General features: G+C 67.9%; 21 protein-coding genes. 10 read left to right on the top strand and 11 right to left on the bottom strand.

The window, feature by feature from the left end; translation table 11 throughout:
• Positions 1-36: 36 nt before the first annotated feature.
• A complete protein-coding gene (locus AC3ERS_RS20790) occupies positions 37-1,002 on the bottom strand; it encodes a proline dehydrogenase family protein (RefSeq protein ID WP_431969708.1) in 966 nt (321 codons plus the stop codon).
• Entirely contained in the window at positions 1,002-2,666 is a 1,665-nt protein-coding gene (pruA, locus tag AC3ERS_RS20795) for an L-glutamate gamma-semialdehyde dehydrogenase (protein ID WP_431969709.1), read from the bottom strand. Before pruA ends, AC3ERS_RS20790 begins: the two co-directional genes overlap by 1 nt.
• 136 nt (positions 2,667-2,802) lie before the next feature.
• Between pruA and AC3ERS_RS20800 the strand changes: the two genes are divergently transcribed.
• Entirely contained in the window at positions 2,803-4,443 is a 1,641-nt protein-coding gene (locus tag AC3ERS_RS20800) for a PucR family transcriptional regulator (RefSeq protein WP_431969710.1), read from the top strand.
• A 23-nt stretch (positions 4,444-4,466) separates the two neighbouring features.
• Here the strand turns inward: AC3ERS_RS20800 and AC3ERS_RS20805 are convergent, their stop codons facing one another.
• Positions 4,467-5,192 carry a uracil-DNA glycosylase gene (locus AC3ERS_RS20805; protein WP_431969801.1) on the bottom strand — a complete coding sequence of 242 codons (726 nt, stop codon included), beginning with the start codon at positions 5,190-5,192 and terminating at the stop codon, positions 4,467-4,469.
• 323 nt (positions 5,193-5,515) lie between these two features.
• Between AC3ERS_RS20805 and AC3ERS_RS20810 the strand changes: the two genes are divergently transcribed.
• The 3 genes from AC3ERS_RS20810 to AC3ERS_RS20820 all read left to right on the top strand — a co-directional run bounded on the left by AC3ERS_RS20810 (position 5,516) and on the right by AC3ERS_RS20820 (position 7,709).
• Complete coding sequence (locus AC3ERS_RS20810; RefSeq protein ID WP_431969711.1) at positions 5,516-6,559, top strand: Clp protease N-terminal domain-containing protein; 1,044 nt, start codon at positions 5,516-5,518, stop codon at positions 6,557-6,559.
• 116 nt (positions 6,560-6,675) lie between these two features.
• Positions 6,676-7,320, top strand: a complete 645-nt coding sequence (locus AC3ERS_RS20815) for a LutC/YkgG family protein (RefSeq protein WP_431969712.1) — start codon at positions 6,676-6,678, stop codon at positions 7,318-7,320.
• A 5-nt stretch (positions 7,321-7,325) separates the two neighbouring features.
• A complete protein-coding gene (locus AC3ERS_RS20820) occupies positions 7,326-7,709 on the top strand; it encodes a DUF488 domain-containing protein (protein WP_431969713.1) in 384 nt (127 codons plus the stop codon).
• Positions 7,710-7,725: 16 nt separating this feature from the next.
• Here the strand turns inward: AC3ERS_RS20820 and AC3ERS_RS20825 are convergent, their stop codons facing one another.
• Positions 7,726-8,790: a GNAT family N-acetyltransferase gene (locus AC3ERS_RS20825; RefSeq protein ID WP_431969714.1), complete on the bottom strand. Its 1,065-nt coding sequence runs from the start codon at positions 8,788-8,790 to the stop codon at positions 7,726-7,728.
• Positions 8,791-8,970: 180 nt separating this feature from the next.
• Positions 8,971-9,591: a QsdR family transcriptional regulator gene (locus AC3ERS_RS20830; RefSeq protein ID WP_431969715.1), complete on the bottom strand. Its 621-nt coding sequence runs from the start codon at positions 9,589-9,591 to the stop codon at positions 8,971-8,973.
• A gap of 106 nt (positions 9,592-9,697) precedes the next feature.
• Between AC3ERS_RS20830 and fabG the strand changes: the two genes are divergently transcribed.
• From fabG to AC3ERS_RS20845, 3 genes are all read left to right on the top strand, one after another.
• Positions 9,698-10,459, top strand: coding sequence for a 3-oxoacyl-ACP reductase FabG (gene fabG / locus AC3ERS_RS20835; RefSeq protein WP_431969716.1), 762 nt, complete (start codon positions 9,698-9,700; stop codon positions 10,457-10,459).
• Positions 10,460-10,577: 118 nt separating this feature from the next.
• Positions 10,578-11,003, top strand: a complete 426-nt coding sequence (locus AC3ERS_RS20840; RefSeq protein WP_431969717.1) for a hypothetical protein — start codon at positions 10,578-10,580, stop codon at positions 11,001-11,003.
• Between the two features lie 66 nt (positions 11,004-11,069).
• Complete coding sequence (locus AC3ERS_RS20845) at positions 11,070-13,142, top strand: serine/threonine-protein kinase (protein WP_431969718.1); 2,073 nt, start codon at positions 11,070-11,072, stop codon at positions 13,140-13,142.
• Positions 13,143-13,584: 442 nt separating this feature from the next.
• On the opposite strand, the gene AC3ERS_RS20850 is transcribed toward AC3ERS_RS20845, so the two are convergent.
• Both AC3ERS_RS20850 and AC3ERS_RS20855 read right to left on the bottom strand, forming a co-directional pair.
• Positions 13,585-15,939: an MMPL family transporter gene (locus AC3ERS_RS20850; protein WP_431969719.1), complete on the bottom strand. Its 2,355-nt coding sequence runs from the start codon at positions 15,937-15,939 to the stop codon at positions 13,585-13,587.
• The gene (locus AC3ERS_RS20855) at positions 15,940-16,125 is read right to left on the bottom strand and encodes a hypothetical protein (protein ID WP_431969720.1); all 186 of its coding nucleotides are present in this window, start codon (positions 16,123-16,125) and stop codon (positions 15,940-15,942) included.
• 79 nt (positions 16,126-16,204) lie between these two features.
• On the opposite strand from AC3ERS_RS20855, the gene AC3ERS_RS20860 reads away from it, so the two are divergent.
• Positions 16,205-16,576: a helix-turn-helix domain-containing protein gene (locus AC3ERS_RS20860; protein WP_431969721.1), complete on the top strand. Its 372-nt coding sequence runs from the start codon at positions 16,205-16,207 to the stop codon at positions 16,574-16,576.
• A gap of 593 nt (positions 16,577-17,169) precedes the next feature.
• Here AC3ERS_RS20860 and AC3ERS_RS20865 read toward each other — a convergent pair.
• Positions 17,170-18,033, bottom strand: coding sequence for a protein kinase family protein (locus tag AC3ERS_RS20865; protein ID WP_431969722.1), 864 nt, complete (start codon positions 18,031-18,033; stop codon positions 17,170-17,172).
• A gap of 729 nt (positions 18,034-18,762) precedes the next feature.
• Between AC3ERS_RS20865 and AC3ERS_RS20870 the strand changes: the two genes are divergently transcribed.
• Positions 18,763-19,311 carry a hypothetical protein gene (locus tag AC3ERS_RS20870; RefSeq protein ID WP_431969723.1) on the top strand — a complete coding sequence of 183 codons (549 nt, stop codon included), beginning with the start codon at positions 18,763-18,765 and terminating at the stop codon, positions 19,309-19,311.
• Between the two features lie 243 nt (positions 19,312-19,554).
• On the opposite strand, the gene AC3ERS_RS20875 is transcribed toward AC3ERS_RS20870, so the two are convergent.
• On the bottom strand, positions 19,555-19,950 hold the full coding sequence (locus tag AC3ERS_RS20875) for a winged helix-turn-helix transcriptional regulator (RefSeq protein ID WP_431969724.1): 396 nt from the start codon (positions 19,948-19,950) through the stop codon (positions 19,555-19,557).
• A 64-nt stretch (positions 19,951-20,014) separates the two neighbouring features.
• Between AC3ERS_RS20875 and AC3ERS_RS20880 the strand changes: the two genes are divergently transcribed.
• Entirely contained in the window at positions 20,015-20,854 is an 840-nt protein-coding gene (locus AC3ERS_RS20880; RefSeq protein WP_431969725.1) for an NAD(P)H-binding protein, read from the top strand.
• Between the two features lie 362 nt (positions 20,855-21,216).
• Here AC3ERS_RS20880 and AC3ERS_RS20885 read toward each other — a convergent pair whose 3' ends face one another.
• Both AC3ERS_RS20885 and AC3ERS_RS20890 read right to left on the bottom strand, forming a co-directional pair.
• Positions 21,217-21,750 (bottom strand): hypothetical protein, encoded by a 534-nt coding sequence (locus tag AC3ERS_RS20885; RefSeq protein ID WP_431969726.1) that lies wholly within the window; start codon positions 21,748-21,750, stop codon positions 21,217-21,219.
• A gap of 352 nt (positions 21,751-22,102) precedes the next feature.
• Complete coding sequence (locus tag AC3ERS_RS20890) at positions 22,103-23,218, bottom strand: YncE family protein (protein WP_431969727.1); 1,116 nt, start codon at positions 23,216-23,218, stop codon at positions 22,103-22,105.
• Positions 23,219-23,287 lie beyond the last annotated feature (69 nt).

The raw sequence follows: 23,287 nt of genomic DNA on the forward strand, positions 1-23,287 counted from the left end.
GGCCGATCGGACAACGCCGGGCGGGGCGCGGCGGGCTCAGCGCCGGTTGGCCGGAGCCAGCGCGCGCAGGAAGAACGCCAGGTTGGCGGGCCGTTCGGCGAGCCTGCGCATGAAGTAGCCGTACCACTGGTCGCCGTAGGGCAGATAGACGCGCACCTGGCGCCGGTCCTCGGCGAGGCGGCGCTGCTCGACGTCGCGGATGCCGTAGAGCATCTGGAACTCGAACTCGTCCGCCTTACGGTCGACAGTGTCGGCGTAGCGCTGCGCGGCCTCGATCATCGCCGGGTCGTGGGTGGCCACCATCGGATAACCCGCGCCGTCCATCAGGATGCGCAGGCACCGCAGGTAGGCGGCGTCCACCTCGGCGGCCGACTGATACGCCACCGACTCCGGCTCCCGGTACGCGCCCTTGCACAGCCGGATCCGCGAACCCGGCCCCGCGAACTCGCGGCAGTCGGCCTCGGTGCGCCGCAGGTACGCCTGTAGCACGGTGCCGGTGCCGGGAAAGTCCGCGCGCAGGTCTCGCACGATCGCCAGCGTCGAATCGGTGGTGGTGTGGTCCTCGGCGTCGACGGTGACCGCGACGCCCGCCGCGTCGGCGGCGGCGCAGATCTCGCGGGCGTGGTCGAGGGCGATCCGGTGGCCGTCGTGCGGCAGGGACTGACCGAGCGCCGAGAGCTTCAGCGAAACCTCCAGCGGCCGAGCGGTTCCCGGCTCCGCGGCGGCGAACGCCTCAGCGAGCGCCGCGAACAGTTCGCGATAGTGTGCCACGGTGTTGCGCGCCTGGGCCGGGTCGGTGGTGTCCTCGCCCAGGTAGTCGATGGTGACGAACCGGCCGGAGCTCCGGAGCGCTTCGGCCGCGGCGATGGCTTGCGGTTCGGTCGACCCGGCCACGAAACGATCGACCAGCGAGCGGGTGGCGCGCATCCGCGTGACGCCGCGCTCCAACCGCGGCGAGCGAGCGGCCGCGAGCAGCGCGGGCCGTAGCCGTCCGGCGGGCATCACTGCACCTCCGTCTCGGTGCCGGGCGTCGGTGCCTGGTGCGGATAACGGTGCTCGGTGGGCGGCACGAAGGTCTCCTTGATGGTGCGAGCAGAGGTCCAGCGCAGCAGGTTCTGCGGTGATCCCGCCTTGTCGTCGGTGCCCGACGCGCGGGCGCCGCCGAACGGTTGCTGGCCGACCACCGCGCCGGTGGGTTTGTCGTTGACGTAGAAATTGCCCGCCGCGAAGCGCAGCCGGTCGGTGGCCGCGGCGACGGCCGCGCGGTCGTCGGCGACGATCGAGCCGGTGAGGCCGTAGGCCGTCCCGCGGTCGACGAGTTCCATTGCCGCGTCGAAGGATCCGGGCGCCGAGTCGTCGTAGACGTGCACGGCCAGGATCGGTCCGAAGTACTCGGTGCGGAACGCCTCGTCGGCCGGATCGTCGCCGAGCAGCACGGTTGGATCGACGAAATAGCCCACGCTGTCGTCGGTTCGGCCGCCCGCGGCGATGGTCAGCCCCGGCGTCGCCTTCGCGCGGGCGATGGCGTCGGCGTTCTTGTCGAAGGCGCGCCGATCGATGAGCGCGCCGCCGAAATTGCCGAAATCGGTGACGTCGCCGTAGGTCAGCGCGCCGACCTTGTCGATGAAATCGACGCCCATCCTCGCCCACACCGAGGCGGGGACGAACGCGCGCGAGGCGGCCGAGCACTTCTGGCCCTGATAGTCGAACGCGCCGCGGATCAGCGCCGTGGTGAGCACGTCCGGATCGGCGGAGCTGTGCGCGAGCACGAAGTCCTTGCCGCCGGTCTCGCCGACCAGGCGCGGATATCCTTGGTAGCGCTCGAGATTCGTCGCGACGGTGCGCCACAGGTGCCGGAAGGTCGCGGTGGATCCGGTGAAATGCACACCGGCCAGGCGCGCGTCGGCCAGCGCCACCTCCGAGACCTCGGGGCCCGCCCCGTGCACCAGGTTGATCACGCCGGGCGGCAACCCGGCCGCCTCCAGCAGCTTCATGGTCCAGTACGCGGCCACCGCCTGCGTCGGCGCGGGCTTCCACAGCACGGTATTGCCCATCAGCGCGGGCGCGGTGGGCAGGTTGCCCGCGATGGCGGTGAAGTTGAACGGGGTGATCGCGTAGACGAAGCCCTCCAGCGGACGGTATTCCAGCCGGTTCCAGACGCCCGGCGTGGAGATCGGCTGCTCGGCCAGGATCTGGCGCGCGAAATGCACGTTGAAGCGCCAGAAGTCCACCAGCTCGCACGGTGTGTCGATCTCGGCCTGGTACGCCGTCTTGGATTGGCCGAGCATCGTCGCGGCGGCGAGGGTTTCGCGCCACGGCCCGGCGAGCAGATCGGCGGCGCGCAGGAATACCGCCGCCCGGTCCTCGAACGACAGCGCGCGCCAACCCGGCGCGGCCGCGGTGGCGGCCTCGATGGCGTCCTGCACATCGCGGTGCTCGGCGAACGTGACGGTGCCGAGTACCGAGGCGTGCCGATGCGGCTGCACCACCTCGACGATCGGGCCCGCCGTGCGGCGGTGTCGGCCGCCGATGACGTGGTGCACCTCGGTCGGTGTCGCCGTGAGCCGGGCCAGTTCGGCGCGCAGCCGCTCCCGTTCGGGTGTACCGGGGGCGAAGCTGCCGACCGGTTCGTTGACGGGCGTGGGCGTGGTCGCGATGGCGTCCATGGATCCTCCTGCCTGGTCGGAGCTGGTCAGCGCAGTCAACTCCGGGAAAGCCCGGCGCAGGATCGGCCGATAGGACAAAGATGGAACCGAGTTGTTGTCCGATCGGCCGAAGCCGAGCGGAACGAAAGGTGTGAGCGTGGTCACCGAGGAACCGGGCCGGCGGGAGGGCGTGCCGCTGCGCGAACTGCTCGACGCGCTCGACAGCACCGTCATCGATCTGGTCGAGGCGCCCGACGGCGACGCGGTCGGGATCGGCTCGGTGGCGCTGCTGGACAGCGACGATCTCGGCGAGACGCCCGCGACGCCGGCGGACATGGCGTTGCTGGTGGGTGTGCGGGAGTCGGCGGTGCGGCGCTGGCTGGGGGAGCTGGCCGCGCGCCCGCCCGAGCAGCGCCCGCGCGTAGTGCTGCTCAAATCGACCGCCGAGTCGGCTTCGGTGCGCGGCGCCGCCCGCCGGTCGCGAGTCGCGGTGGTCGTGGTGCACCACAAGGCGCGCTGGGACGCGGTGCTGGCGCAGGTCCGCCGCGTCCTCGACCGGGCGGCGGGTGGCGGGCCCGCCGACGACCCGCTCACCACCGACACCGACCTGTTCGGGCTGGCCCAGATCGTCGCGCAGAACGCGGGCGGCATGGTCTCCATCGAGGACCCGCATTCGCACGTGCTCGCCTATTCGGCCTCCGACGACTCGGCCGACGAACTGCGCATCCTGTCGATCCTCGGCCGCGAGGGCCCGCGCGACTACCTGCGGGTGCTGCACGACTGGGGCGTGTTCGACCGGCTGCGCCGCAGCGACGAGGTGATCGACCTGCCCGCACACGAGGAGCTGAACATCAAGCGCCGCTTGGTCGTCGGCATCCACGCGACGGCCGTCGACGGCGGGTCGCGCACACTCGGCTCGATCTGGTTGCAACAGGGTGACCGGCCGTTCAAGCCGGACGCCGCGGAGGTGCTGTGCGGAGCCGCCGCCATCGCCGCCCGCATCATCGCGCGCGCCCTGGACGCGCCGTCCACCGAAACATTGCTGCTCCAAAGGCTTTTCGGTGCGCACGGCGCCGGTGTCGACATACCGTCCGTGGCGGGCGCGCTGCGCGTCCCCGTGCACGGGCCTGCGGCCGTCGTCGGATTCGCCGTGCATGCGCCCGCGAGGGAACGGCATTCGGCGCTGGGCAGCGTGATCCGGTTGCACGCGAGTTCGTTTCGTCCCGACTCGATCGCGACCGTGCTCGGCGACCGCGTCTATGTGCTGCTGCCCGGATACCGGTCCGCGCCGTCGGTCATCGCGTGGACCCGGCAGCTGGTCGACCAGCTGGAGGCCGGCCGCGGCGCGGTCCTGCGCGCGGGCATCGCCATTCCCGTCGCCGACCTCACCGAGGTGGCCGCCGCCCGCGCCGAGGTCGATCGGGTGCTGGACAGCACCGCCGCCACCTTTCCGCGCGGCCGGGTGACCACCCTCGCCGAATCCCGCACCGCCGTGTTGCTCGGGGAGATCCTCGATCTGCTCGCCACCCGCGACGATCTGCGCGACCCCCGCGTGCGTGCCCTGTTCGACTACGACCGCGACCACGGCTCGCAACTCGGCGAGAGCGTCGAGGGCTATCTGCGCGAGCACGGCGACGTGCGCCGCGCGGCCGCCGCGCTGCGGGTACACCCGAACACGCTGCGCTACCGCCTGCGCCGCGCGGAGTCCATCACCGGCATCGGCCTGACGGACCCCGCCGACCGACTGCTCCTCGAGCTCCAGCTCACCCTGCACCGCCGCGGGAATCGCCCGGCGTGAACTGACCTTCCGGGTCGGCGATCTCAGTGCGGCCGGTGCGGGTGCAGTCCCGCGGCCGTCGCCGCCTCGGCGAGCACCTGCTCCAGCATCGCCGGGGTCAATCGTCCGGTGAAAGTGTTCTGCTGGCTGACGTGGTAGCAGCCGAACAGTTCCAGTTCCGCGCGGTTCGCGACAGCGGGCGCCAGCGTGTAGCGCACGCCGTGGCCGAACTTCGGGCGCGGGCGCGGCACCACCCAGCCTGCCTCGGCGAGCGCGGGCAGCGCCGCCTGCCACCCGAACGCGCCGAGCACAACGACCGCACGCACCGTCGGCGCCAGCAGTCCGAGCTCGAGGTCGAGCCAGCCGCGGCACCGATCGCGTTCGTCGGGAGCCGGTTTGTTGTCCGGCGGCGCGCAGTGCACGGGCGCGGTGACCCGGGCGCCGAGCAGCTCGAGCCCGTCGTCGCGGCGCACCGAGGTCGGCTGGTTGGCGAGGCCGACGGCGTGCATGGCGGCGTAGAGCACGTCCCCGCTGCGGTCGCCGGTGAACATGCGCCCGGTGCGATTTCCGCCGTGCGCCGCGGGCGCGAGGCCGATGATCAGCAGCCGGGCGTCGTCCGGACCGAAGCCGGGAACCGGTCGGCCCCAATAGGTTTCGTCGCGGAAGGCGGCGCGCTTCTCGCGCGCCACCCGCTCCCGCCATGCCACCAGGCGCGGGCAGGCGAAGCAATCGGCGACCGAGGCGTCGAGTTCGGCGAGGGTGCGGCACATGGGTACCACTCGATCACGGCCGTCGCCCGGCCGCGGCGGAACAGGCCCGGTGCCGGTCGCCATGCCAGCAGGATAGGTCCGCCCGGCACGTAGCGGCCGATTAGCCCGTATCGACTTGATCACGAACCGCGCGGTTGCCAGCCCCTGTGAAACGGCGGTACGTTGCCAGGGAGCGCGCGCTCGATTTCCCGTGGTCGCACCGGCGTCAGCGACGCGATGTGAACGAGCGCGAACCGTGAGCAGTCCAGTGGGGTGCCATCTCGTCCGGCGCCGTCCGTTATCCCGTTGGCGCACAGCGTGCGCCGCGACGCAGCGAGGTGGACATGACCGAGGGTTGGCCCAGTTCGATCAGTTCGTTCGACGACATCTTCCAGCGGTTCTTCGGCTCGGGGATGATGTCCCAGCCACCCGTGCAGCGCACCGGTCTCGGGCGGCTGATGACCGACAACGCCAAACTGCTGATCGCCACCGCGCGCGAGACGGCCCGGGACTGGGGCAATCACGAGGTCACCCCCGAGAATCTGTTGTACGCGGCCACCGAGGCGGAACCCGGTCGCAGCATCATCGCCGAACTCGGCCACGACCCCGACAAGGTTGCCAACCAGATGCGGGACGTCAGCGACACCGGCGAACCCGCCGAGGAGGCCGACGAGCCGGTGACCCTGAGCCCGGCCGCCAAGCTCGCCCTGCGGGCGGCTCAGCGCCGCGCGGCCGAAGCGGGCAGCAGCTATATCGGACCCGAGCACGTCCTGCTCGGTATCGCCTCCCTCACCGACAGTCCGGCGGCCCACGTGCTGCTGTCCGGCGCGAAGCCCGCCCCCACCGGCCGACCGGCGAAAAGCGAGACGCCGACGCTCGACGAATACAGCCGCGATCCGACCGCGGAGGCGCGGGCCGTCATCAACACCAGCAACATCGGCTCCGACCTGATCCTCTCCGCGCCCGAAGGCGATGTCGACGCGATCACACCGCAGCTGATGGATCGGCTGAGCGCGCACTTCCGCCCCGAGTTCCTCAACCGGATCGACGAGACCATCGTGTTCCACCGTCTCGACCGGCAGGAACTGCGCAACATCGTGGATCTGGTGCTGGACGGCACCCGCCGCCTGCTGCACGCACAGGACATCGACCTCGACATCACCGATCCCGCCGTGGACTGGCTCGCCGAGCACGGCTACCAGCCCGAGTACGGGGCCCGCCCGCTGCGCCGCACGGTGCAGAAAGAGCTCGACAACAAGCTGTCTCGCCTGCTGCTGGACGGAAAGCTCGGCCCGGGTGATGCGGTGCGCGTCGACGCCGACGACAGCGGGTTGATTCTCGGCGCGATCGAGCATCGCGGCGGGCAAACCGTGGAAGCCGGAGTCTGAGCGGTGGTCCCTTCCGTGCGGTACTATCGCGACGCCTATCCGGAAAGAGCCGGAGAGATGGTGGAAACCGCTGGGGGAGTGGGACATTGGGCGAACACGAGCGGATGGTGGCGCACGTGAATTCTCGCGAGGATCTGCTGCGCAGGATCAGGGACGCGCTGGTCGAGCTACCCGATGACGAACGGGTGGTACCGGTGCCGCGCGCCACCGCCCGCCCGGGCTCCGGCCCCGAGCGCGGCGACCTGGCCGAGCTGGTCGATCTGCTCGCCGAGCGATTGGCACAGCACGGTGCGCAGCTGCGCCGAATCACCGCCGCGGCCATCCCGGACCGGGTGGACGCCGCGCTGCGTGAGCACGGCGCGCGCTCGGTGATCGCCCCCGACGGATTACCCGGTGAATGGCTGGCTCGGTGGGCGGCCGCGGAAGGGCACCGCATCGTTCCCGACAGTCCGCTGGCGACGGCGAGCGAGACGGAACAGGTCGACGCGGTGGTCACCACCTGCGCGGCCGCGGCCGCCGATATCGGCGTCCTCGTGCTCGACGGTGGTGAAGGGCAGAGCCGCCGTCCCTCGACCCTGGCGCCCGACTGCCACGTCTGCGTGGTGCGAGCCGAACAGATCCAGCCGTCGCTGCCGGAGGTCATGGACCGGCTCGACCCGCGCCGCTCGACCATCCTGGTCAGCGGCCCGTCGGCGACCGCCGACGCCGTGGCGCCCGGAGTACACGGGCCGCGCAGACTGATCGTGCTCGTCGTGGAGTGAACCGGATGGCACAGCGGAAGGACGCGAACGTGAGTGAGTTCCGGACCAAGCGGATCTACGAGGACCCGAGCGACGACGACGGCCGCCGCGTGCTGGTCGACCGGCTGTGGCCGCGCGGCATCAGCAAAGAGCGGGCCCGAATCGACCTGTGGGACAAGGAGATCACTCCCTCGAACGAGCTGCGCACCTGGTTCCACCACGACTCCGCCGCCGACTTCGCCGAGTTCGCCCGGCGTTACGAGGCCGAACTGTCCGGCGAACCGCAGCGGCGCGGTCTCCAGGAGCTGCGCGAGCTGGCGGCCGAGCATCCCGTCACCCTGGTGACCGCGGCGAAGGACCCGTCGCACAGTCACGTCTCGGTGCTGCTCGACCAGCTACGCGGCGACTGAGGTCGATCGGCGAAGATCAGCGCAACTCCGCGGCGCCGGTGACCGCGTCGCCCTCGACGCGCGGCCGCGCACCGAATCCGGTGTGGATGAGCCGCCGCGCCGCGGCGTTGTCCGGCGTGGTGACGGCGGTGAGGCGGTGAGCGCCGGTTCCGGCGGCGAGCTCGCGCAACCGAGCTACGACCCGACCGCCGACGCCCTGGCCGCGATGCGAACGGCCGATCCACACGCCCGCCTCGACCTCCTCGCCGTGCGGTTCGAGCCGCGCCGCGCCGACGACCCGCCCCCCGGCCGTGATGACGAAGGTGCGTTCGTTCGGGCAGGTGGGGTGCAGCGCGCGGTCACGGTGAAAGGCGAGGAATGCCTGCTTCCGCTGTTCGGTCCAGCCGGGCGGACCTGGCACCGGCGCCATGACCTCGAGCGGGTCGGCGTCGGCGACGGCCGCGTCGAGCAGGAGCGGGAGGTTGTCCTCACTGAGTTCGATCAGCTCGACAACCGGTGCGATGCGCTCGCACCGGATCGTGTCGGCTCGCTCGAGATGCTTCGGCGACCAGAAGGCGGCCCAGTCGGCGTCCTGGCCGAGCCCGCGGCGAATCGACAGCACCCGATCGACGAGAACGACCAGATCGGCGAGGGCGCGCTCGCTCTCGGCGCGGTCCACGAAGCCCATGTGAACGGCGGAGTCGCGCACCGTGACGATCCGCGCGAGCAGTTCCTCCGGTAGGCGAACGTCGGCGGGTGTGGCGCGGTTCAGCACCTGCGCGGCCTCGATCGCGCCCACGGTCCACATGTCGGGCAGCGGCCGGTCCGGATGCTCCGGCAGCCCCGCCAGCGTCAGCGTCGTCTCGATGCCCGCCGACTGCCCGCGCACGAGGTGGATGTCGATCGCGGCGAGGACGGCCTTGAGCAGCGCCTCGGCGCACGCGCCGATCGAGACGGCCTGATCGATCAGCGCGAGCGGTTCGCGCGAATCGGTGCTGGCCAGCGCCCTGCGCGCGTGCGCGCACGCCAGCTGATCCAGCGCGGCGGGCAGCCGATCGTAGTCGACCGCGCCGAAAGCGGTGGGCCACTTGCGAAGTGCCATCGTCGGCTCCCGAAGATCGTGGGTGCGGATGTCGGGTTGTAGATTGCCACACCGCGCCCGGCCCGGCTCGGGCTTTTCACGGGCCCACAGACCATTTCGACGCCGCACAGCGCCACTGTCGCTCCGCGGCATGGCGGACGGCCCACCCGCGTGGGTTCGGGTCGGTGTCGCGGGCGCGGATCAGGCGGGGGCGCCGGATTGCTCGGTGAGACCGAGCAGCACCGACTGCACCTCGCGCAGCCGGTCCACGTCGTTGCGGATGCCCGCGGCGGTGTCGGTGTAGAGGAACGCCTCGCCCAAACGAACCAGCGTGTACGCCAACAGCTCTCGTTCCAGGAGTGGGCGGTAGCCGTCCTCCTCCTCGACCCGGGCGATGAGTTCGGTGACGGCCGCGACCGCGCGCGGCTGGACCGGTCCGTCGCTGGCGGTGAGGATGCGCAGGCCCGAGATCGGTTCGTTCTCGAAGTAGCGCCGGAAGGGCTCGTTCACGGCCTCCCAGCGGGCGACGCGGTCGAGCACCTCGAGGATGCGCTCCGCGCCACTGGTCCGCCGCTTGGCGTCGGCGCGGGCGATCATCTGCTCGTATTCCTGGAGCAGCATGGCGCCGAGCAGACCGTCCCGCGAGCCGTACCAGCGGTAGACCGAGGCGCGGCTGAGCCCTAGCTCGGCGGCGATCGCCTGCACGTCGACGCGTTCACCGGCCAGGAAAGCACGGCGGGCGAGTTCGATGACCTGCTCGCGGGTGGCCGAAGCCGGGCGTCCGGGGGAGCGGGTGGCGGTGGGCCGCGAGGAAGTGGTCACCACGTGAATCGTACAGCCGCCGCCATTTCATTGGAGACGCAGTGGTCGAGTTGTATTTTATGGATGTCCCCTCGAATCGGGACCACCCTCGACAGTCAGGAGAACCATGAGCGCCCCGACTTCTCGCACGGCCATCGTCACCGGTTCGGCCCGCGGCATCGGCGCCGCCACCGCACGCAAGCTCGCCGCGGACGGGTTCGCGGTCGCGGTCCTCGATCTGGACGAGGCCGCCTGCAAGCCCGTGGTCGAGGAGATCGAGGCCGCGGGTGGCAAGGCGCTCGCGGTCGGCGTCGACGTGTCCGACGAACAGTCCGTCGGAGCCGCCGTGCAGCGTGTCGCCGACGAACTCGGCGCGCCGACGGTGCTGGTGAACAACGCGGGCATCACCCGCGACAACCTGCTGTTCAAGATGAGCGTCGCCGACTGGGACTCGGTGCTGAGCGTGCACCTGCGCGGCTCGTTCCTGATGAGCCGCGCCGCGCAGAAGTACATGACCGAGGCCAAGTGGGGGCGCATCGTCAACCTGTCGAGCACCTCCGCGCTCGGCAACCGCGGCCAGGCCAACTACTCCGCGGCGAAGGCAGGCATGCAGGGCTTCACCAAGACACTGGCCATCGAGCTCGGCAAGTTCGGCGTGACGGTCAACGCCATCGCCCCCGGCTTCATCGAGACCGATATGACCGCCGCCACCGCCGAGCGGCTCGGCGTGACCTTCGAGCAGTTCCGCGAGGCGGCCGCCAAGCAGATCCCGGTCGGACGCACCGGCAAGCCGGAGGACATCGCCAACACGGTCTCCTTCCTGGTCGGCGAGGGCGCCGGATTCGTTTCCGGGCAGGTCATCTACGTGGCGGGCGGCCCCACCGACTGACCGCAGCGCCGCGGCGCGCTCGCCGGAGCGAACGGCCACCATGATCGGCGGATGGCGCAATCCGCCGGTGTCGGAGCGATACCATCGGAAGGGGCCGGCGTCCCGGAAGGGGTACAGGATGATCGTTGACCGCGATACTCGTCGGCGGCCGATTCGCGCCACCGTGATGGCGAGCGCCTGTGCGGGCGCCGCCGCGATCGCCGTGGCCGCCGCGCCCTCGGCGGGCGCCACGGCGACCGGAGTCGGTGTTCTGCCCGACCTCGGCTACGGCCTCGCGACCAATTTCGGCACCGGCTGTAGCTACACGATCGAGGCATTCCTCACCGACGCCGTCTCGCCGGTGTACTTCTACGACAACGGTATTCCGCTCGCCACGGTGCGGCCGACCGGCGGGGTCGCGCTGCTGAAGTGGGTGCCCGCGACGCCGGGCAGGCACACGATCAGCGTGGTGCAGGCGCCCGACGACGTCATCACCGCCGACTACGCGGTGTCCGTCGGCACCGGCGTGCACGTCGGCCACGGGTGTGCGGTGTTCGGCGGCTGATCCACGGCTCGCGCGGCACGGGGCCGCGCCGCCGTCCGGGAGCGATGCGCGTCACGGAGGATCGATATGACGAACCAGCGCAGACTCGAGGTCGGATCGGAATTCGGGCCGTACCGGCTGGTCCGGCTGATCGGTCGCGGCGGCATGGGCGAGGTGTTCGAGGCCTACGACACCGGCAAGGATCGCGTCGTCGCGATCAAGGTGCTGCCCGAGCGGCTCGCCGAAGACCCCGTCTACCGCGAACGGTTCCGGCGCGAATCGCACGCCGCGGCCCGGCTCAAGGAACCGCACGTCATCCCGATCCACGACTACGGCGAGATCGACGGGCACCTCTTCATCGACATGCGCCTTGTCGAAGGCGAGAACCTGCGCGCGGTACTGCGGCAACACGCGCCGCTGGAACCGGCCGTCGCGGTCGAACTGATCAAGCAGGTGGCCGCCGCTCTCGACGCCGCGCACGGTGACGAGCTGGTGCACCGTGACATCAAGCCCGACAACATCCTGACCACGCCCGACGGCTTCGCCTATCTCGTCGACTTCGGCATCGCGCACTCCAGCACCGCCGAGGGCCTGACCGCCGACGGTTCGGCGATCGGTTCGTTCCATTACATGTCGCCGGAGCGGTTCACCTCGCGCGTGGTGACCCAGTCCGCCGACATCTACGCCCTCGGCTGCGTGCTCTACGAATGCCTCACCGGCGCCAGACCCTTCCCGGCCGAGACCGACGGCGAGATCATGCGGGCGCACATGAACGAGCCGCCGCCGCGGCCGAGCACGCTCCGTCCGGAGATCCCGTCGGCCATGGACACCGTGATCGCCAGGGCGCTGGCGAAGGACCCCGACGCACGGTATGCCAGCGCGGGGGAGTTCGCGGCCGCCGCGCAGGAGGCGCTGCGGGGCGAGGCGGAGGTGGCACTGCCGGTGCTCCCGACTCAGGAAGCGGCCATCGGCGATGACACCGTCACGAGCGCGGAAGCCGTTGTGCCGCAGGGCGCTACAGCCGGAGACGGGCCGCGAATCCGGCCGCTCGCCGAAGACGGCGGTGCGCGGTCGCTCGGGCCGCCGAAGCGGAACTTGCGGCGGACGGCGCGCCGGTTGGCCGTCCCGGCGCTGATCGCCGCCGTGATACTCGCGGCGGCAACGGTTCTCGTCGCCTGGATGGCCTCGGGCAGGCCCGCCGACGGCACCGCGGTTCCCGACCGCGCCGCCTTGAACCCGGCGGATGTGGAGCTGGTGGCCAGCGCGGGCCTGATCGGCTACAAGCGCACCAATTGCGTGCACCGCGAGCCTGCCGCCGACACCACGGCGATCGTGTCCTGCGACGCCAACGACCGGACGGACGCCCCCGCCGCCCGCCTCTTCCGATTCCGAACCCTCGACGGCCTGCGGGACTACTACCGGCATTTCGTCGTCGAGGCATACGACGCCACGAACTGTCCGAACGATCCGCCGGGCGACGACGGCCCCCTCGTGGTGGACGGCAAGCCCGCGGGGCGGGACGCATGCCTGACCAGCCGCGTCGACGACCCGGCGACGCCCAAACCGGTGCTCGCCGTGGCCGACGAGGACCAGCTCTCGCTGGGTATCTACATCTGGGCGGACCCGAGTGACCAGCCGACGCGCGATTACGTTGCGTCGCACCATCTCTACCATTTCCTGCCGCAGGAGAAGACGGTCGACCCGGACTTCTTCACCGCCGCCGATCGGCGTGTCCTCGATCACCTGACCGGCGATTTCGGACCCTCGACCTGCAAGCACATGGACCTGCCCGCGGGTAGCACGGCGGAAGCGGCGATCCACTGCGCCACCCACCGCGGCGACCCCGCTCCCACGTTCTTCGGTTTCCCTGACCACCGGACGATGACCTTCGGATATCAAGCCGGGCTGGGGCAGGTGTCGGGACACGCGTGCGGTGGCTCCGGCGCGGACGACGTGTGGCGCAAGGCATCCGGCCCCGTCGGCCGCTTCTTCTGCTACACCGACGAGAACGCCACGTTCGGCGCGCGCCCCTGCCTGCTGGCGGTGCACGACGAATTCCGGCTCATGGTCGATGTGTGCGCCCTGGCCAAGGACGATCCGGACGAGGGCGTGAAGTCGGAAGCGGATCTGTTGGGGTGGTTCCGCACCAATTTCGGCTAGCTGCAGGGGTTTACGGTCCGGCCGTTGTTCCTGGCAGGCGAAGAAGTCGATCCCGCAGGTTTCGAGTGGGTGACCGACGACCGCCTCACGAACACCCCCGCCGATGCCAGGGTCACCCACGTAACCCTGGTCCCCTGCAACGAACCGCACTATGCGGAGGTGATCACCGAGGTACGCCTGTCCGGACCATGGCCCGGCACCGCACAGGCCTTTCAACAGTCCGAACGCCTCTGTATGGACGCCACGATAGCGATCCTGACCAACAGCACCATGCTCGATCAGCTTCGCAACCTCGTCCTTACCCGGACCAGACCCGCTGGACCCGCAAGGGCACGGCCACCTGCTTGGTAATCAACGGTTACGGCCCACAACTCACCACCGCAGTACCGCGCTGACCGATCCGCCCATAGCGCGCCCAGCGGTATGGGCGTGCGTATGGCATTTATCGATGGATCGGCGTGGTGGGCGGTTCAGTGTCGGTTGAGATGGCTCGGGGCGGGCGTGGTCGCCGCAGTCGTGACACCCGCCGTTGCGACGGCGCGGGGTCGGGACCGAACACCGCGGGCAGCTGTGTGGTGACCGGATCGGTGACCGGTGTCGTGCGGATCAGATCCACCGGGTTGGCGTTACGAGGGTGCGCGTCGTCGAGGACAGGTTCGCCGAGCCCGGCTTTCTGTTGAATGCGTTTCATCCATTCTGGCGCCCACCAGCAGTCGTCGCCGAGCAGTTTCATGGTCGCTGGGACCAGCAGCATGCGCAGGACCGTGGCATCGATAATCAGGGCCGCGATCATGCCGACGGCGATGTACTGCATCATCACCAGATCCGAGAACGCGAATGCGCCGACAACCACGAGCAGGATCAACGCGGCGGCGGTGATGATGCGCCCGGTGTGCGCGGTGCCGATGCGCACCGCCTCGGTGGTCGATGCCCCCTGCGCGCGGGCTTCGACCATGCGTGAGAGCAGGAAGACCTCGTAGTCGGTGGACAGGCCGTAGATGATGGCCACGATGACCACCAGCACCGGCGAAGTGATCGGTTGCGGGGTGAAGTTCAGCAGCGTCGCGCCGTGGCCGTCGATGAAGATCCAAGTCAGGATTCCGAGGGTGGAACCGAGGCCGAGCGCGCTCATCAGTGCGGCCTTGATCGGCAGCACCAGTGATCCGAAAGTCAGAAACATCAGCACCGTCGTGATAAGCACGACCAGGGTGACCATCCACGGTATCCGGGATAGCAGGGTATCGACACTGTCCTTCTGCAGGGCGGGCATACCACCGACGAGCATGCGCACGGACTCGGGCTGGGGGAGGTCACGCAGGTAATCGATGGCGGGCCCGGCGTTGCTCGAGTTGGTGAGCACGGCGGTGGTGCGGAAGACCTCGGGCTGTGTGGTCGAGCGGGCCGGCACACCGAACGCTTCGGCCAGGCCGGGTGCGGCGTTTGCTTGTTTCCACAGCGCGCCAATGGCGTTGGTGTCCTCGGAGACGAAAATCAGTTCGATCGGGTCGGATTTGCGAAGCGGGAAGAGCTGGTCGAATTCCTGTTGGGCCAGACGGGTCGGATTGTCCGGTGGCAGGTATTTCTCGCTGAGTCCGCCGAATGCCAGGTTGCCGATGGGCAGGATCAGCAAGACGAGCCCGAGCACGAGCGGGACCAAGACCTTGATCGGATGGCGCATGACCCAGCGGGTGCTGCGTCCCCAGAACCCGTTCTCGACCTCTTCAGCCGACCTCGTTTTGCGGAATCGCTTGATACCCAGCATGTCCACCCGCGGTCCGAGGACCGCCAGCATCGCGGGCAGGATCGTGATGGCGGTCAGCGCCGCCATCGATACCGTCGCGATCGCGCCATAGGCGAAGGATTTCAGGAATCCTTGCGGGAACAGCAGCATTCCGCCGACGCTGGCGACGATCATCGTCGCGGAGAAGACAACGGTGCGGCCCGCGGTCATCACGGTGCGCCGCACGGCGGCAGGAGTGTCATAGCCTTCGGCGAGTTCTTCGCGGAACCGGCTGACGATGAACAGTCCGTAGTCGATGGCAAGGCCGAACCCGATCATCGAAACAACAGCGGAGACAAACGAGTTGACCTCGGTGAACTCGGTGAGGAACTTGACGATGCCGAAGGCGCCGAAGACCGTCAGCCCGCCCACGACCAACGGCAGCGACGCGGCGACGAGACCGCCGAAGATGAAGAACAACAGCAGCCCGACGACGGGGAAGGCCAGCAGCTCCATCCGGTGGATATCTTCGGCAATGGTGTCGTTGAGTGCGCTGGCAACCGGCTGCAACCCGCCCACCTGCACATCGACGCCAGCGATGTCGAAGGCGCCCTTGACAGCCCGGTAGTTGCGGATCATCGACGTGTCGTCGTCGCCGTGCAGGGCGATGGCCGCGAAGGCGTGTCTGCGATCGTCGGTCGCGAGCCGGGGGCCACTGATTTTTCCGGTTTCGGTGCGCCAGTAGGCGGCGGTGATCCCTGAGATCTGCTCCGGGTATCGTCGTGGCAGATCGTTGAGGCTTTCGACGACCTTGCCCGAGAACTCGGGATCGTCGACGGTCTTCCCCTCGGGCGCGGTGTAGAGGACGAGCACATCACCGTCGTGGTTGCGCCCGAACGCCGTATCAGCCAGCCGCGCGGCTTCCGAGGACTCCGAGGTCGGGTCGAACATCCCGCCCGAACTCAGATGATCCGCGAGCCCGGCCCCGTAACCGGCCAGACCGAGCATGCCCGCGGCCACCACCCCGATGACCACGAACCGGATCCGCGAGACCAGGCCACCCCACCACGCAAACACTCACACCACCGCCACAATGCGCGCGGCGGTTAGGCGTGGGGTGAGCGTCTCGGTCTCGGTGATGGCTTCGGCCAACTGGACGATCGTGGCACCGCGGTAGTCGGGGTGTGCGCGGATCTGCTCGATGCCGAGGGTGTATCCGTCGTGCCAGCCGATCGGACAAGGCAGGCTCGCGGCACCCCTCACCGGCCACCGTGATGCGACTGCTGCGCGACCACGACCAGCACACCCGACCGATTGCCGATCTGGGACAAGGCGGGCACCGATGACCAACTCACCAGCTGTATTACGCCACGGCGCTGACGCCGCCGCATGGCAGAGATTCGGTGCGCGCCTGCGGGCGCTGCGCCGCGAAGCACGCAAGACCCAGGACGACATCGCGGCGGCCCTCTCGATCCCACGCGGCGCGGTATCCGAACTCGAACGCGGAAACCGCAAGCTACACAGCGGCGAACTCGCCCGCTTGGCCCGCTTCTCCGACATCTCGGCCGACGAGATTCTCGACCTCCCTGTGCAGACCAGCACGCTGCTCGGTGTCGACCTGCGCCCGGCCGACTACCGAACGGTGCTGTCCTACGCCGAATACCTGCGCTACCAATGCGATCGCGTCGAACAGGACAGTGCGCCGACGCCGTGAGCTGGGCACTGAACTATTCGCGCGGCGGGCCGCGGCGCGCGAATCTGTCACCGAAGCGTTCAGTAAACGCCGTCGCCACTGGGCTTCAGCCGATGCACAACGACCTTGACCTGCGCATTGCACTGAAGCTGACAGGCACTGAACTGTGCACTGCCCTGTTCGTTGAAAGACTGTCCTTTTGTCTGACGTTTCGCGTGTTCGCGAGCGTCTAGATCGCCGCTGGGTGCGAGTTCCCACCTCGATGTCAGCGTTCAGTCACAGACGGGGGAGTGACTGAGTCCGCCTCGTGCAGGAAGCGTTCGATGGTCGACCGCCACTGTTCGCGCGCGTCGATGTGTGTCATATGTCCGGCTCCGTCGAGCACTACTGCCTCGGCAGAGGGAATCGACATCGCGGTACGTTCGGCCGTAGGCAGGCCGTTCAGCAGAAGCGGATCAAAGTACCCAGGGCCTGCCGCATCCAGCCCTGTTGTCGGCCGCCCGGGGGCCATCAGATGGTGAACGAGCTGTCCGGCCCGCCGATCCGGCGGATCGCCTCCAGGGGATACGGGGTCTGTCTGCTCTCGAAACGGAACTCGCGGTAGTAGTCCGTCATTACTGCGGCGACCGGTGCGTGGCGGGTGAGGATCGCCGCGATCTGCGGCGGAATTCCCGTTGGAGGTTCCCCTCGTGCGCAGGCGTGCACGAACGCGATGCACTCGTCCCGCTCGACCCGTACAGGGCGACGACGAGCCACTGCACCAGGTGGGTGAGGGTGTAGCAGCGGTCATAGGTCTGGTGGTCGGCGAAGAAGTCGACCTCTTCCTTGGACAGGTCGAACCGGGAGGAGATCGCGAGGCCGTAGTCGGTGAAGAACAGCCGCTTGCCGTCGGTGAGGATGTTCTGGAAGTGGCCATCGAAGTGCAGGAGCCCGCGGGCGTTCATGAAGGAGATTCCGGCTTCGAGTTCCTTCGTGACCATGGTGCATGCCTGCTCGGCGGTCTCGTCGTCGGCTTTGACCTGAACGTCCAGCCAGTCGTGCAGGTTCTGCGGGATGTACTCCAGGAACAGTGTGACGCTCGCCGAGGAGTCCCGCAGCGCCTCGATCCGGTGGCGCACCTGTGGTCCGCCTCCCCAGTAGGCGACAACTTTCTCCACATCGGCCAGTTCCTCGGGCAGCGCCTGCCCGGTGTGGGGCAGCACCCGCCAGTGGTACATCAAGGGAAAGCCCTCATGGTCCTGTGCGAGCACCCAGTTCGTCGTCATGGTGTGCACGGCCAACTCCCGCCAGGCCCCCCATCCCGGGCTTCCGGGGACCCCGAGGCCGGGATGGCAGAAGACAGGTAGCCCGAAGAGGTTCGCCGTGGACCGGACGTGCTCCGGCTGCCTTTCCAGATCGGTCAGCGGCAGCCGCTTGACGAAGACCGGGGTCCCGTCGACCTCCAGCAACGCCGAAGTCCCGCCGATGCCAGAACCCATCGGCGCAGCCGTATCCACTAGGTCGCGCAGTTCGCGATCACTGCACAGCGCCAATGATGTGGAGACGGCACTGTAGGCAGCCAAACGCGCACCACGCGATGCGTCGAGCTTCTCGACGGCTACCTCCACCAGGGCACCGACCTCTCTGCGATACTCGAGTCCGTCCAAAGGGCGCGCACACACGAGGGATAGCCCGGCGGCGCGCCCGCTGGGACGGGCGGACGGCATCCGGGACCATGTTTGTGAGGCCGATCCAAATACCCTTTGGCCGCACTGTACGAACCGCGCCAGCATGGTGTTCAACAAATGCGTCGAAAACAGTTGGTGTTCAACAAATTCTGTCAGACCTTTCTCGGACAGCCACGGCTATGATCGCGACGACCGACCGACCTGATGCGGTCGTGCTCGACGGCGACACCCTCGATCCGATCGTCGGAGGTGGTGCGCGAAGCCCTCGACACCACTACACCAGGCGGCCGCCTCGTCTTCATGTGTTCGCCGCCCTCGCCGAGTTCATCCGCGACCTGATCGTCGACGGGACCAACGAGGGTCCGGCTGCCACATCGTCGCGGCTTGGTGGAAGGAGTCGTGGTGTGGGCATCGTGCGAGATCGCCACCGACTTGTGCAGTCCCAGTACTGTTGCGGTACAGCGCTATGGCCGATCGCCTGGCGCTCTCGGCACAGTTCTCGAAGGGCCCCGTATGGACAACTTTCTTGCCGTGTCCGGTATGGCCGGAACCGCCGTCGGTATCGCCGGGCTCATTTTCGCGATCATCGCATCGCGGCGGACGGCACGCGCGCGGCGGCGCCGCCAGGATCTGCTTCAGTGGGCGATCGACCGAGCCAACCACGCGAAAATGGAACACGAGATCCTCGATGACCTCGTGGCGACGAACAATGATCCCCTGCTCGCCCGCTGGCTGTGGCTGAGCCACCAGAGCGGAACCGACATGTACCTCGCCCTCGTCGACGAATACCTGTCCGGAGAGAAGAAATTCACCTACGCCGACCTGAACAAGATCGCCGACACTGGTCTTGTCGGTGGCGCCTGGCAGTACCGGTACTGGCTGTCGAAGATCGTGCTGAGGCCGGAGAACCGCGGCGAGGATGCTCCCGCAGCGCCCCAGTTCACCAGCACGCGCGTGCGGCGCCACAACGAACTCCGTCGGCTCGAAGCCGAAGGCGGCAACGCAGCCCTGACTGCTCTCAACGCGGACCCCGCAAGCGAATCGGGAAAGGCCAGCCACCCGCTCGGCCGAAAACCGGCGGATGATTGACACATCGCCCGTAGGGCGCTGGCGATCCAGGGTGGCATCAACCAACATTCCCGTGCTGCCTCGCATTCAGTTGGACAATCTCGCTCCAGTCACTTGACATCTATAACTGGTGGAGTGCACTTATTTGCGGTCTGCACTGATCCGATGGTCCTGGCCGTCCTGAGTGCCGATGAGCGAGTGATCCGGGGTGTGCTGCCGAATCTCATACGCCCTGCTCGGCTGGGGTGACTCCCAGACGTTCGGTCATGTGTGGTGTTGGTCGTATTGCTGTCGTGCGGCGGTCACATCAGCGGCGTGGAGGCGGACCCATGCTACGAATGGCTGCAGGGACTCGGTCAGGCTGTGTCCGAGGGCGGTGAGTTCGTAGCTCACCCGTGGTGGGGTGGTGGGTTCGACACTGCGTACTACCAGCCCGTCCCGTATCTGGGTGCGCAGGGTTTGCGACAGCATCTTGTCGCTGATCCGATCGATCGCGGCCTGCAACTCGGAGAATCGTAATGGACCGTCCCGCAGCGCATTCAGAATGTGGCCGCCCCATCGGCTGGTGACGTCGACTACCTCGCGTGCGGAGCATTCGATGTTAGGTGTGTCACTCGCGCCCGATGCGGTGGGGTGGAAGACCTGCGACCGTACCGTCATTTCGGCAGCTTACCTGCAGGTAGGTACTTACCCGAGGCAAGTTCTCGGTTCTACTGTTCCGGCCATGTTGACAGTTGTTTTCGGAGCGAGTGGAAACGTCGGCCGCCACGTGGCGGCAGGGTTGAATTCCGCTGGTGCGCACGTCCGTCTGACCAGCCGCAACCCCGACACGGCGCCGCTCCCGCCAGGAGCCGACGTGGTGGCGGCCGATCTGGAACACCCCGCAACCCTTGCCTCCGCACTCGAAGGTGCCAACAAGGTGTTTCTCTACGCCAGACCCGCGGGGATCGACGGGTTCGTAAGAGCCGCCGAATCCGCTGGCGTGCAACATGTTGTGCTGCTCTCGTCGGTGGCCGTCCTGGACCTCGACCCCAGCACCAACCCCACTGCCTGGATGCACACCCAGGTCGAATCCGCCCTCGAGGCATCGGATCTGGAGTGGACATTCATCAGACCCGGGATGTTCGCCACGAACACCCTGTGGTCGTGGCAGCGGTCCGTTCGGGACGTGGGCGCGGTCCGGCTGCCGTATCCCGACGCGAGGACCGCACCTGTTCACGAAAAGGACGTCGCGGCGCTCGCGGTGGCGGCATTGACCGAGCCATACCACCGCGGCCGCGCCTATGTTGTGTCCGGACCAGAGGCGCTCACCCTGCGTAGCCAAGTGCAGCACATCGGCGAGGCCCTCGGCCGTGACATCGCCATCGAGGAATCCTCCGTCGACCAGGCACGCGCGGAATTGGTCGCGACCGTGCCACCCTTCGTCGCCGACGCGATCCTGGAGGGATGGCAGGCCGCGGCGACGACACCGCCACCGGTGTCGACCACGATCGCCGACATCCTCGGTTGTCCCGCAAGGACATTCGCGCAGTGGGCCCTCGACCACGAAGCCGACTTCCGTTGAACGACTGCTCGCCAAGCAACACCATGCTCAGTCGCGTGCATGAGTTATGACCCTCCTTCCCTTCCTTCCGATGTTCTGGCACAGGGAGCGTGGAGTCCAGGTGAGGTGGCGTCCCTTCTGTCGGTTCGAGCTGCTCGGGAGTTCGTGCCGAGGGCAAGTCGGTCGAGGCATCGTCCGTGTCTGGGTCGTGCAGGTATCGACGGCGATGTAGCGACGGAGTGGACGCGCGGCGATCACACTGTCGCGCCGACCGCGGCGGCGAGGCGGTCGATGTATTTCTCCGCCGAGGTACCGGTAACCGACTCCAGGAGTTGGCACAGCGGCCATCGGCACTACCCTCGGCCGCTGCGCTTCATCGCTCATCAAGCAACATCGTCGGGCCCGAACGGCGGACAGAACAGCTCATCGCTCGAGAGGATCCGCAAGCCCGGGTTCACCCGGATACTGTCGAGATCCACATGCGTATCCGAGTAGAGCGTCAGGTCGGTCAGGTTGGGAAGCGGTGGCAGCGAAACAGATTCGCCGTGCAGGTCGAGAATCAGCGACTTCAGCCCGGTCACGTCACTGAGGACATCGAACGTCTCGACAGCGACCAAGGACAGGACCAGATGGCGCACCGGAACTCCGCTGAGTTGCCCGAGATCCACGTGCGCAGGCCCACCCAGAAGAAGTCGATCCCACGACCGAACCTCGCCCTCGTCAGTCCGTGTCAGCGGTCCTAGATCCATGCCGTTCTCATCCCACAGCAGGGCCTCGCGCACCGCCGGCAGACAGGTCACCGGCTCCAAATATCCGACCCATTCGAGGTCGGTCGTGAGCCGTCGCCGACCGAGTATCGATGCCGCGTCAGGTGCGGCCTCTGACGCGGTGCCCGCGATAGCCCGCTGCCACGGCACGCTCAGGCTCTCCCAGAAGGAGTCCCATGATAGGTCGAAACGCGACTCCCACTGGGTGACCAGCGATGCAGTACCGTCCACCCACCCACCCTACGTTCGAACGCGGTCGCCCACTGCGATCGGTGAACGAAATACGGTTCGGTGCAGCACATTCCACAACGCCGAAGTGTCTGTGCCAGCTGCCGCTTGTGTCGGGTCGCCCTATGATCGAACCGGCCGCACTCGACAACACGCCGTAATGCCGCCTATTGCGCGGTCACGAACGTCCGCTTCTGCCGATGAGCGTGCATCTGGTCGTACCGCTTGTGTACACCGCGACCTCGAAGACTAACCCCAACGGGTCAGCGCACGCCTACATTGCCGTGCTGGGGAAAATCGCGACCGCACCGTCGATCAGCACATAGAGGGTGTGGGTCTTCGAGTCCACGGCGAGGCTGTGTGGATCCTCGACGCGCAACGTGCCGGTGCTTGCGCCGGTCACTGTGTCGATCATCTTGATCTCGTCGGTGTCGTCGGAGAATGCGTTACCCGCGACGTACACGGTGTGCGTAGCAGGGTCAAGCGTTGCCGTGTACATCAGATCGAGGCCCTTGGAGTCTTTCCGCTTTCCGAAGCCGACATGCCTCCTGAACTCCGCCATGGTGGAGTCGGCGACAACGAGATCGCCTTCTTGGTTCACAACAACGAGTTTGCCGGTGCCGGAATCGAACAGGGCGATCTCGGCCCTGGCGGATTCGCCGTAGGGCAGGCGGCTCGTCCTGGTTCGGGAGTGTGTCACCAGGTCGATCATGTCCACCTCGCCATCCACTACAAAAGCGGTGTTCGACCTGGCCTCGACAGCGATGTCCTTACCGTAGCCGACGGCCACCGGCACCGCAGCCGTGACTGACGTGGCACCCTCCGGGAGTGCCGACATGGTGCTGTTGTAGTGCAGCCCGTCGACATCCTCGACCGTACCTTGGCTGAGAATGTATGCGGTGTGGGTGTTTTCATCGACGTCTACCCGCATCGAGTACGTTCCCGTGTGAACGTTGGCGGTGATGGCGTTGGTCTTGCCGTCGATGACCGTGAGCAGCCCACGACGTTCCCGACGGTCCAAAGCGCTGACGACGTAGAGGCTGCGCGTAGTCGAGTCGAATGCGATATCCGAGGGGTAGGCGGGAAGCGGGATCACGGAGCGGGCAGCCTTGGACGTCATGTCGATCACTGACAGCGTGTAAATGTTGGTGCGGGGATCGTCGCGATCGGAGGCGATAGTGGCGGCGTACAGCGTGCCCGATGCAGGGTCGATGGCGAGTTCGCCTGCAAATACGTTGTCACCCAGAGGGATTGTCGAGATGACAGCGTTGCCCTTGATCGTTGCCGAGCAGCCGCTAGCGGGTATCGCGATACCCGCGACGCTAACCGCTGTCACGAACAGGCGGAACCATCCTGTCCGTGACAGCAGTGAAAAATGGGCTTGGTGCACCCGTCCCCCCGAGTATCGATCTTGATCGCCATACTACCTGGCACGACCTTATTGGTCGGGGCTACGGCG

Source organism: Nocardia sp. bgisy134 (assembly GCF_057708325.1).